Origin of the sequence: Planococcus salinus, from assembly GCF_003719725.1 — a bacterium.
In the GTDB taxonomy this organism is placed as follows: Bacteria; Bacillota; Bacilli; order Bacillales_A; family Planococcaceae; genus Planococcus; species Planococcus salinus.
On record NZ_RIAX01000005.1, the window covers coordinates 215,102 to 226,913 of the forward strand.

General features: G+C 50.4%; 8 protein-coding genes. 7 read left to right on the forward strand and 1 reads right to left on the reverse strand.

The features are described from left to right. Positions 1 to 349 precede the first annotated feature (349 nt). Positions 350 to 2,707, reverse strand: a complete 2,358-nt coding sequence (locus EEX84_RS09220) for a bifunctional 2',3'-cyclic-nucleotide 2'-phosphodiesterase/3'-nucleotidase (RefSeq protein WP_123165340.1) — start codon at positions 2,705 to 2,707, stop codon at positions 350 to 352. Positions 2,708 to 3,339: 632 nt separating this feature from the next. On the opposite strand from EEX84_RS09220, the gene EEX84_RS09225 reads away from it, so the two are divergent. The 7 genes from EEX84_RS09225 (at position 3,340) to EEX84_RS09260 (ending at position 11,646) form a co-directional block, all read left to right on the forward strand. Next, positions 3,340 to 4,431, forward strand: a complete 1,092-nt coding sequence (locus EEX84_RS09225; RefSeq protein ID WP_240033949.1) for an S-layer homology domain-containing protein — start codon at positions 3,340 to 3,342, stop codon at positions 4,429 to 4,431. A 415-nt stretch (positions 4,432 to 4,846) separates the two neighbouring features. Next, positions 4,847 to 5,938: an S-layer homology domain-containing protein gene (locus EEX84_RS09235; protein ID WP_420812568.1), complete on the forward strand. Its 1,092-nt coding sequence runs from the start codon at positions 4,847 to 4,849 to the stop codon at positions 5,936 to 5,938. 251 nt (positions 5,939 to 6,189) lie between these two features. Then, entirely contained in the window at positions 6,190 to 6,372 is a 183-nt protein-coding gene (locus EEX84_RS09240) for a hypothetical protein (RefSeq protein WP_123165344.1), read from the forward strand. 289 nt (positions 6,373 to 6,661) lie between these two features. Beyond that, positions 6,662 to 7,726: an S-layer homology domain-containing protein gene (locus tag EEX84_RS09245; RefSeq protein WP_123165345.1), complete on the forward strand. Its 1,065-nt coding sequence runs from the start codon at positions 6,662 to 6,664 to the stop codon at positions 7,724 to 7,726. Between the two features lie 65 nt (positions 7,727 to 7,791). After that, positions 7,792 to 8,877: an S-layer homology domain-containing protein gene (locus tag EEX84_RS09250; RefSeq protein WP_123165346.1), complete on the forward strand. Its 1,086-nt coding sequence runs from the start codon at positions 7,792 to 7,794 to the stop codon at positions 8,875 to 8,877. A gap of 186 nt (positions 8,878 to 9,063) precedes the next feature. Further along, entirely contained in the window at positions 9,064 to 10,131 is a 1,068-nt protein-coding gene (locus tag EEX84_RS09255) for an S-layer homology domain-containing protein (protein WP_158599106.1), read from the forward strand. A 423-nt stretch (positions 10,132 to 10,554) separates the two neighbouring features. Continuing rightward, on the forward strand, positions 10,555 to 11,646 hold the full coding sequence (locus EEX84_RS09260) for an S-layer homology domain-containing protein (protein WP_240033950.1): 1,092 nt from the start codon (positions 10,555 to 10,557) through the stop codon (positions 11,644 to 11,646). Positions 11,647 to 11,812: the final 166 nt, after the last annotated feature.

The following is an 11,812-nucleotide window of genomic DNA, read 5'->3' on the forward strand; positions in this document are numbered from 1 at the left end:
AAGTGACGCCAGTCTTCCTACAAGGCGTTCCGCTGTGGCGGAACGCTTCCATCTCCGTCTTTGCACTTGAGTTGGTCGAAAAAAATTTTTGAAAGACAGAATGGAAGCCATTCGCCTGCGCGAATGGCGACAAATGAGAAAGTTCACGTGCTTGAATGGAGCATAGTCGTAACTCGGAGGGAAAAAGTTGTAACTCACGAGTGAAAAGTCGTAACTCGAGCGATAAAAGTCGTAACTCAGGCGTTCAGAGTCGTAACTCGCTCATGATTGGTCGGAACTCGCTGCTGAAAATGATACTGGCAAGAAGAAAAGCCCATCCGCTAATGCGAATGGGCTTTCCGGTTTTCATTTATTCCACTACAATCTGATACGTGGCAAAGCCGTCCTGTGCTGGGCCGACATAGGTGATGCCGCTGTCAGCAGGGATGAGATCCTGGGCGTTGCCGGATGTTTCGAACTGCAGGGTCTGCTCCCCTTCGATTGGTGCGAATGACCAGTTGCCGTCAGCCGATGGGTCGATGGTTTGCTGTTCGACCAGGTAATCGATGATGGCTTGGCGGTTCTCGTAGGCAAAGTCCAGTGATTCCGTCGCGTTGACGACGCCTGGGAAGTTGCCGCTTGCACGGTAGTTATTGGTCGCTACCAGGAATTCCTGGTCAGCTGCGACCGGCTCCCCTTCGTACGTCAGGTTCTTGATGCGGTTGGCGTCCGGGTTGACCAAAACGCCTTCATTGTCATATTTCTCCGGTTCTGTCACGTCAATTTCGTATGTGACACCGTCAATAACGTCGAAGTTATAGGTACGGAATTCCGGGTCCACCAATTGCTGCGGCCCTGTGGCGTTCGGATCGACTTGATTGAACTGGCCGGCTGACATTTCGAGCCATTCCAACAGGTCCGCTCCAGTCAGCTTCAAGGCAAATACGGTGTTGTCGAAGACGTACAGGTCCGCGACGTTTTTGATGGCGATTTCGCCAGCTTCAATGTCGGTGTAATAATCGGCTCCGTTGCGTCCGCCCGCTTTGAATGGTGCTGCCGCTGACAGGATCGGCAAGTCGGCGTTGGCGGTGCCGGCTACTTGCTGCTCGACGTACCAGGTTTGTGCGTTATTGACGATTTGCACGGATGGATCGTCCTGGACGAGCGAGAAATAGCTGGTGATCGGTGCTGTTGTTTCAGCTACCGGCGTGTTGACGTATTCGATGGTGGCTTCGTGTGTTTCCAGCACAGCGTCAATGACTTGCTGCGCCACGACGTCTGTTTCCGTGTCGATTTCACGAAGTTCAGCTTTTTCGGATACGACTTCCCAATCATCGCCTTCAGGAGATAGTGTCAAATCGATGACGCCCAAATGGCTGCCGAAGTTGCCCGGCATGACGACTGGTGTATCGTTGATCGTGCCCTGTTCTTGATTGACATTGGCCAGATCTCCGTAAGAGCCTGGGAAGACGTCGTGGTTATGGCCTGTGATGATGGCGTCGATGCCTTCGATTTCAGTCAGTTGATAGGTGATGTCCTCTTCCCCGACTTCATGCGTTTCGTCGCCCATTCCGGAGTGGGACAAAACGATGACGACATCAGCGCCGGCCGCTTCCACTTCCGGCAGGAACTTCTCGACGGATTCGACAGCATCTTCAGCGATGACTTCGCCTTCCAGATGCGCACGGTCCCATCTCATGATATGAGGTGCGACGACTCCAATGACGCCGACTTGGATGGTGTGCGTGTTGCCGCTGCCATCGACGACTTCTTTGTCAAAGACGGTATACGGCTCGTAACGGTTTTCATTCGTTTCGGCATCGTAGACATTGGCGTTCAGCACTGGGAACGGCGCGTCATCCAATGCTTCATCCAAGTACTCGAGGCCGAAGTTGAATTCGTGGTTGCCGAGTGTCGAGGCGTCGAAATCCAGGGATTCGAGCGCGGCGTATGCCGGATGCAGCTCGCCTTCCTCAATCGGATCGACGTTCACTTTATAACCGCCAAACGGCGTCCCTTGAATCAAATCCCCGTTGTCCATCAACACGCTGTTCGGGTTTTCAGCGCGTGCCGCTTCGATGAGGACACCGGTTTTGGCAAGGCCGAGGCTGTTGGACACTTGGTCCTGGTAATAATCATAATTGACAAAGTTCGTGTGCAAATCGGATGTTCCGAGGATGCGGAACGCCACATCATTGCCGTCCACCGGCGTGAATTCTCTTACGACACGCTGGACGATGGCACGCATTTCATTTGGCGAAATGCCGTTTTGCGGTTTGACAGTGCCGTCGTTATAGCCGAGCAAAAGACCTGTGCCGACTGCTTTCGACAGTTCATCCAGCAGGCTTCGACTCAGGTAACGGTTGTCTTTGAAACGTTTCAATAAAGCGGATGAGTACTCTTCGTCTGTTACAATCGCGCGTGATGCCATCGCAAAGCCCTGTTCACGCGTCAATTTCTCCTGAGGTGCAAAAGCCGTTTCGGACTTCCCTTTCGTCAGCCCCATATTGAAGGCCGCTTCGACGTAAGGGGCGAGCTCCCCGTCCACGTCCTGGAAAGTGATTGTCGATCCGTCTCCCAGCTCGACATCAAGTGCCGACACCAGGTGCGAAATGAATTCGCCCCGTGTCACGTCATTCGCCGCCTGTGCCGGGACCGCTGTAAACAATCCACTCACCGCGAGAACGAGCGCGGCCAAAATCATCGCCGCTTTTCTTCGCATTGCCATTTCACCATCTCCTTTTAACAGAATAGTCAAGCAATTCTATTATACTCATCTATTGGGGATTTTTGTAGCGCTTTACAGAAATGAAATATTTTAATTGGGGGTATATTGTGGATATTCCGCAAAACAGCTGTGCTTAGACAGGCTTGTAGTATAAAGTGTATTGGCTGTTTTCCGTTCCAGCGGACGCTTTCCGCGGGCACGGCTTCAGCCAGCTTCCTTCGCTTTGCTCAGTCCAGTGTCTTCAGCTCGCGCTGTTCCCGCTGGAGTCGCCGCTTCCACTCCAAACAGCCTTGCTCACTGTAGAAAGTGATTTCCAATGCCAATGTAGAAAGCCGGTGTCGCTCCCTCCTCGCGCCCCAGTGACCGACTCAATTGTTCCTCAAATTGTGGCGGCCGCTGGGGCGCAAAAGATATCTACATACGAAGTGACGCCANCCGCTGGGGCGCAAAAGATATCTACATACGAAGTGACGCCAGGATCGGCTGGATAAGTTCAAGAGCATAGAAAAGACGGAATATTCAATCGTTTTGGTTCATTTTAAAAGGGTACAGGAAAGTAAAGGGTTATTCCAGGTAATCGCGTGCCGGGTATCTATTTTTTATTCCCGGGACGTCGAAATAGATGTAAAGGAGTGAGGGGTTTGAAGAAGTTGTCGGTGGTAGCAGTGGTGTTGCTGGTGTTCGGTTTGGCGGCTCCTGTCCAGGGAGCGTCGGATTTGCCGGAGTCTCATGGGTTTTATGAGGAGATGGATTATTTATTGGACCGAGGTGTGTTGCAGGGGTATCCGGATGGTACGGTTCGGCCTGACGAGGAAGTGACGCGCGGCGAGGCGGCGATTATGATCGGCCGTTTGAAGGAGTTTGACGGTACGCAGCGCGCGACGGAGTTTTCGGATGTATCTGCCAACCAGGCAGCAAGCGGTTATATCGCTGCAGCTGCGGAAGCGGGATTGATCCAGGGGCATACAGATGGTACGTACCGTCCGTATGAATCAATTACACGAGGCGACATGGCGATTATTTTGGAGCGGTTGTTCATCGTTCCGTTCCGTGCGGATGTCAGTTTTACGGATGTGTCGCAGAATATGCGCGCGTATGAGCCAATCCAGATGATTGTCGCGGCGAATATTACGAACGGTTATACGAATAATACGTTCCGCCCGCATCAGGCAGTGACGCGCTCACAGTTTTCAGCGTTTCTGGCACGCGGTTTGGAACCGGAATTCAAGAACGATGCCACGATTGAGAATTCGTATTTGAGAGACAAGACGAAAACGCATATTTATGATACCCCTTATGGCGTTGAGCACCATACGTATAATTACGTGCCTACGCGCAATACCTTGGAGGTAGGGTATGTATGGACGATTACCGAAGAAGGTAATCCCGATTTTTTGGTGGACACGGTAGAAATTGAAACACGCGAGTACTATTCGTTCGGCCAGGCATATTCGGAATCGTATACGGATCTCAAATATCCAATCGAAATCGGAAAAACCTGGTACGAAGACACGCGATATGCCCCACCGCGTAAAATCACTGCTACAGGTGTGACGGTGGAAACTCCGTACCGGACGTTTACGGATGCTGTGGAAGTGACGGTCGAATCGAGGCCGGCGGATATGGATAATGGTTTTACGTACTACATGGTAGAAGGCTTTGGTGAAGTGAAGCAAGTCGAGGCAGATGGCACGGTGTCGCGGGAATTGATCCGTGTGGAGTAAGAGTATTATATAGAAGGAAGCTGGTTGCCCTTTTGGGTGGCTGGCTTTTTTTGCGTCATTATCTATCCGCGGCCTGCACCAGTGAGTTCCGACCGTTTGCCGCCGAATTCCGACCAGTCAAGCATGAGTTACGACCAATCACTCCTGAATTCCGACGAAATGACGCCGAGTTCCGACGTCGGGGCGAATGGGTACTTGAACTTCATCTTTTGTCGCCATTCACGCAGCGGATGGCTTCCATTTGGCTTTTAAGTTTTGTTTTATTAACTCCCCCCTCCTGTAATGAGCAAACGACGGAAATTCACCCGTTTTGGTGCTTTTTAAACGGGTACAGGGGGAAAAAGAGCTTGTTTCGGATACTCGCGCTCTGGGTAGTAATTTTCTATTTCTCGGAGGGCGAAATATATATAAAGGAGTGAGGAGTTTGAAGAAGTTATCGGTGGCAGCAGTGGTGTTGCTGGTGTTCGGTCTGGCGTCTCCTGTCCAGGGAGCGACTGATTTGTCGGCGTCTCACGGATTTTATGAGGAAATGGATTATTTATTGGAACGGGAGATTTTACAGGGCTATCCGGACGATACGGTTCGGCCTGATGCTGAAGTGACGCGTGCAGAAGCGGCGATTATGATTGGACGTTTGAAGGAATTTGACGGCACCCAGCGCGATTCGGAGTTCACGGACGTTTCTGCTATTCAGGAAGCGAGCGGATTTATTTCCGCAGCGGCGGATGCCGGGTTGATTGAAGGGTATCCGGATGGTATGTACCGCCCGTACGAGACGATTACGCGCGGTGATATGGCAATTATTTTGGAGCGGTTGTTCATCATTCCGTTTAATGTGGACGTCAGCTTCAGTGATGTGTCGGAAAATATGGAAGCGTTTGATGCGATCAAGAAAGTAGTGGGCGCAAATATCGCGATCGGGTATACGAATAATACATTCCGGCCGAATGAAGCGGTGACGCGTGCACAGTTCTCGGCGTTTCTGGCACGCGGTTTGGAGCCGGAATTCAAGAACGATGCCACGATTGAGAATTCGTATCTGAGAGACAAGACGAAAACGTATGTCTACGATACGGAGACAGGCGTCCAGCGACACGTGTATAATTACGTGCCGACGCGGAACGGCTTCACGATGGGTTATATCTGGAGCATTTACGAAGAAGACGGGTCGCTGCTCAGCGATGTGCTGGAGCGTGAAGCGCGTGAAGAGTATACAATTGGTTATCCGCGATCGGAATACTATATCGACTTGCAGTATCCTGTGGAAGTTGGCCAAACCTGGTATGTGGATACGCCGTATGCCCCGCAGCATGAAATCACGGATATCGGTGTGACGGTGGAAACGGCATACCAGACGTTCACGGATGCGGTCGAAGTGACGGTCGAAGCTGATCAGGAGGAATTTATGACGGACGGCTACACGTATTATATGGTGGAAGGTTTCGGTGAAGTGAAGTCGGTGGATGTTGATGGCACGGTGACGAAGGAATTGATCCGTGTGGAGTAAGAGTATTATATAGAAGGAAGCTGGTTGCCTTTTGGGTGGCTGGCTTTTTTTGCGTCATTATTTATCCGCTCCGGACGCTTTGGGGATGCCTTCCGAATGAAGCCAGGTAAAGACCGCTTGCCTTCTTGCTTCGGCGATTCCGTACACGCACCTTCGCTTTGTTATTTCATTGATAAGGGCAATTCAAAATAGTGTCGAGCTGCTGAGGTAAAGAATGTTAGTCGATTAGTTACTGGGTGAGTTCCGACCGTTTGTTGTTGAATTCCGACGAATCGAGCATGAGTTACGACGAATCACTGCTGAATTCCGACGAAATGATGCCGAGTTCCGACGTCGGGATCGGATGGGTACTTGAACTTCGTCTTTTGTCGCCATTCGCGCAGGCGGATGGCTTGCAGACAGAGGTCTTTCACGTTTTTTCCGTCCGCTTGTAAGCGGGGAAAGGCGGATCTTCTTTTGCTATTTTTTTGTTATCCGGATTTCGGCTGATTTTCACTCCATCTATCCGTTTATAAACCAAAAGACTTACTTTATCCTAAATTATATTTCATTAAACTCCTGATTCATGACTTTCGATTCTATTTAACTCCCCTTCTTTCCAGATTCAAGGGATGACAGAACTGTAAATAATTATCTGAATTTTTAATATTGTTATAGATTTTAATAAGTGTTTGCTGTTAAACTGTAGGTAGAAAGATTTTGTTAATACTAAGGGGTGATAGTTTGAAGAAACTTTGGTCGTCTGTACTAGTTATTTTTTCTATGTTTCTGCTGGTCTCTTCTGCCCAGGCAGCATCAGACCTGCCGTCGTCTCACAGCTTTCATGAGGAGATGACGTATTTATTGGATGAAGGCATTATTACGGGGTATCCGGACGGCACGGTGCGGCCTGAATCAACGGTGACGCGTGCCGAGGCGGCGATTATGGTCGGCCGGCTGAAAGGCCTGGACGGCACGCAACAAGCGACGCCGTTTTCAGATGTGACGGCACGCCAAAAAGCGAGCGGGTTTATTGCCGCGGCAGCGGAGGCCGGGTTGATCGATGGATATCCGGACGGTACATTCAAGCCATACGCGCCGATTACGCGCGGTGATATGGCGATTATTTTGTCGAGAAGTTTCGATTTGGGCTTTTCGTTCAACAGTGATTTTACGGATGTGTCGCCGAACATGGAGTTGTACGATGCGGTCGGCAAGATGGTGGCTGCCAGTATTGCCGTCGGCTATGACGACCATACTTTCCGCCCAAATGAGCCGATCACACGCGGCCAGTTTTCCGCATTCGTGGCGAGAGGGCTCGAGCCCCAGTTTAAAAATGATGCACGCATTGCAGGTTCGTACATGAAAGATAAAACGAAAATGTATACGTACCGGCGTGTAGACGGCCATGTGGAAGTCCATTCATATGAGGACCTGCCGAGCCGCGACGGTCTGGCTTACGGTTATATGTGGCGTGTCGAGAGCGGCAAGCACGATTATGACCTGGAATACCAGGAAGTCGAAACACACCGGGTTTTCTTGAACGGCTATCCGTATTCGGAATATGACACGGTGCTCACCTACCCTGTCGAAGTCGGCAAAACGTTTGAGACGGGCCTCGGGGAACCGACCTATTTGACGATCAGCGCGGTCAATCAAACCGTTGAAACGGAATACGGCACGTTCACCAACGCCACAGAAATCACCGTTGCCAATGGCTACCGGTATTACATGGTGGAAGGGTTCTCGACGGTGAAGTCGCTGAACGAGCAAGGGGAAACGGTGTTTGAGCTGATCGGTGTCGAATAAGTGAATTGTGTTTGAATTGCGTGTGTGCCTGGCACGCAAACTATTTGGATGGAGAAGGTGATGGGTTGAAGAAATTATCAGGTGTTGTCGCATTGTTGCTGTCACTGGTTTTACTGGCACCTGCTGTATGGGCTGCTCCGGATGTGCCGGAAAGCCACGGATTTTATGAGGAAATAACGTATTTGACGGAGCTGGGTGTGCTCGGCGGTTATCCGGATGGCACGGTTCGGCCGGAGTCGGTGGTGACGCGTGCGGAAGCGGCGATCATGATCGGCCGGCTGAAAGAGCTGGATGGCACGCAGCGCGCCACGTCCTTTTCGGATGTGACTCAAAAGCAGGCGGCCAGCGGATTTATCGCTGCAGCGCAGGAAGCCGGATTTATCACCGGCTATCCGGATGGCACATTCCGCCCGTATGAATCGATCACGCGTGGCGATATGGCCATCATTTTATCCCGTATTTTTGTCACACCGATCACGCTGGGTGTGGGCTTCTCGGATGTGTCGGTGAATATGCGGGCGTATGAACCGATTGCCCAAGTGCTGGCGGCGAACATCACCATCGGGTATCCGGACAACACGTTCCGGCCGCATGAATTTGTGACACGCGCCCAGTTCTCGGCCTTCTTGGCACGCGGACTCGAGCCGAAGTTCAAGAACGATGCAGTCATTGAAAACTCGTTCATGAAAGACAAGACGAAAACATACAGTTACCGCTATGTCGACGGCAATGTATTGACGCATACTTTCAACTTCGTCGAACAGCGCTTTGAACAGCCCATCGGCTTCGCCTGGACGGTCACCGATTCGTTTGAACGGTTCCAATACGATTATGTCGAAGGTGAAAGCCACAACGGTTACCTGATCGGCTATCCGTATTCTGAATCCTACCTCAATCTGGTTTATCCGCCGGAAGTCGGGAAAACGTTCAATACCGATTCGTTCTTCGTGCCGGAATCGACCATCACGGCTGTCGGTGTCACGGTCGAAACTCCTTACCGCACCTTTACGGATGCTGTGGAAGTGACGGCGGCGATCGATGATGAGTTCTATGACAGCGGCTATAAGTATTACATGGTTGAAGGATTTGGCGAAGTGAAATTCGTCAATCGCCACGGTGTGACGCTGTATGAGCTGGTTGATGTGCAATAAAAAAGGTTGAAGCCACCCGTAAAAATGTGGGTGGCTTTTCAAATTCTTATTAAAACACGCGCAGCAACCGATTCTTTCGGACTCTTTTTGACGTTATTGTTACAAATGTTACAAAAGTGAGTTTCATTGTAATATACTTGGGTATATCAGGAAAGTGTGAAAATACAGTAAATGAGGAGTGACGTGTTGAAAAAGGTAATCACAGGGATTGTTTTGGTTTTATTTATGGGAATATGGAGTTCCCCTGCAAGTGCGGCATCTGATTTGCCGGCCAGCCACGGATTTTATGACGAGATTACATATTTGATGGAACAAGAAATTTTGGGCGGCTACCCGGATGGCACGGTCCGTCCGAACGTCATTGTATCGCGTGCGGAAGCCGCAATCATGATCGGCCGCATGGAAGAGCTGGACGGCACGCAGCGGGATTCCCGCTTTTCGGATGTGACGAAAGGCCAGAAAGCGAGCGGCTATATCGCGGAAGCCCAGGCAGCCGGGTATATCAACGGCTATCCAAACGGCACGTTCCGCCCGTATGCACCGATTACGCGCGGCGACATGGCGATTATTTTATCACGGGTGTTCCCGACGCCTTTCTCAATAACGGCAGACTTTACGGATGTGTCGCCGAACATGCAGGCGTATGAAGCGATTTCGGATATTCTGGCAGCCAACATCACCATCGGTTACGCCAACCATACATTCCAGCCCTATACTCATGTAACACGCGGACAATTCGCCGCGTTCCTGGCACGGGGCCTTGAGCCGGAATTCAAAAACGACGCACGGATGGCTCATTCGTACATGAAGGATAAGACAAAATCCTATACGTATAATACAGGGACACACGGACTCGAAACGCATACATTCAGATACGAGGACGGCCCCGCCAACGAACCGATCGGCTATATCTGGGCACGGGAAGTTCCGTCCATCAAAGAAACCTATCTGTACGGTGAAGTAGAAACAAGAAAACAGCTGATTCTTGCACATCCGATCATGGACGTTTTCGATCCGCCGATTCTTGCTTATCCAATCAAGGTCGGCACAACGTACAGCCTGGACAATGTCCATGATGTGACGCACACCATCACAGCTGTCGGCGTAACGGTGGAAACGCCATACCGCACGTTCACCAATGGTGTCGAAGTGACGGTGGAGTTTGGCTATAAGGAATACTTTGTCGAAGGTTTCGGGAAAGTCAAAACGGTCAATAAAAACGGCACGATTTTTGAATTGATCAACGTGGAATAAGTTGTAGTATGGAACACGCTGTCCGGGGTTCGGTGGCGTGTTTTTTGTTTGAGTGTAGATATTCCGCAAAAGAGCTGTGCTTTCGGCGGGCTTGCGCTGAACTAACTCGGGCTTAGCGCCCGAGTGGATTTCAGCACTTCGCTTTCCCGCAGGAAAGACGTTGGCCTAAGGCAGTGCGGCCAACGTCTTTGCGACGAAGCAGCGCAGCGATGCAGGAGCATACGGGTTTCGCAGCTTTTTACTCCATCTCTTAGTGCAAACGAAAAAAGATAATTTATATAGTTGCTTGTCTTTAAAATAATGATAGATAGAAAATATTAGATATTTTTAATTTTTTATTACAAATATTACAAAAAGGAGTTTATTTGTAATACGCACGGGTATATTAGAAAAGCATACATTAATTAGTTGGAGGGTGACGTGTTGAGAAAGTTATTGTTGGGAATGGTGCTGGTAGTGTTGATGGGGATGTCCGCTTCTCCTGCAGCTGCCGCATCGGATTTGAATACAGGACATGGATTTTATGAAGAGATTACATATTTATTGGAACAGGAGATTTTACAAGGTTATCCGGACGATACAGTCCGCCCGGATGCGACGGTGACGCGTGCGGAAGCGGCGATTATGATCGGCCGGATGCAGGGATTGGATGGCACGCAGCGGGATTCCGGCTTTTCGGATGTGACGGCCAGACAGAAAGCGAGCGGGTTTATTGCCGAAGCTGAGGAAGCCGGATATATCAACGGTTATCCGGATGGCACATTCCGCCCGTATGAAACGATTACGCGCGGCGATATGGCGATCATTTTGTCACGGGTGTTTGTGACGCCGTTTGCAGAAGATGTGGCGTTCACGGATATTTCTCCGATGATGGAAGCCTATGAGCCGATTGGCTATATTCTGGGAGCCAATATTACTGTCGGGTATCCGGACAATACGTTTAAACCGAATCTTGCAGTTACGCGCGCCCAGTTCTCCGCGTTCCTTGCCCGCGGCCAGGAGCCGAAGTTCAAGAACGACGCACGCATCGCAGGCTCGTACATGAAAGATATGACGAAGACGTATGTATATGAATCGGCGGATGGTTCGACGAGCACACATCAATACGAGTTTGTGCCTTACCGCATCAATGACGAATTGCCGCTCGGCTTTGTCTGGACGATGACGGATGAAAACGGTGAGCATATTGATGATTACATCGAGAGCGAAACACGCGATTATTACGGCATCGGCTTCCCGTATTCCGAGTTTTACGTGGAGCTGGTATACCCGGTGGAAACCGGCAAGACGTTCAATGTGGATTCTACGTTTTCACCCGAGCATGAAATCACCGCTGTCGGTGTAACAGTCGAAACGGCGTACCGCACCTTTACCAACGCGGTCGAAGTGACGGTTGCCGATGATCCGGACTTTGTCGAAGAACCGATCAAGTATTATATGGTGGAAGGTTTCGGCGGTGTCAAAACGGTGGATATGGACGGAACGACGATTTCTGAACTGGTTGATGTAAGATAATATGTAAAATGAAACACGTGGTCCGCTTTGGCGGATGGCGTGTTTTTTGTTTGTTGCTCGATGAATGATGGTTAAGATCTTAAGAGATGGATGGCAGCCATTCACCTGCGCGAATGGCGACAAAAGCCGAAGGTCAAGTACCCGTTCCCCCTCGACGTCGGAACTC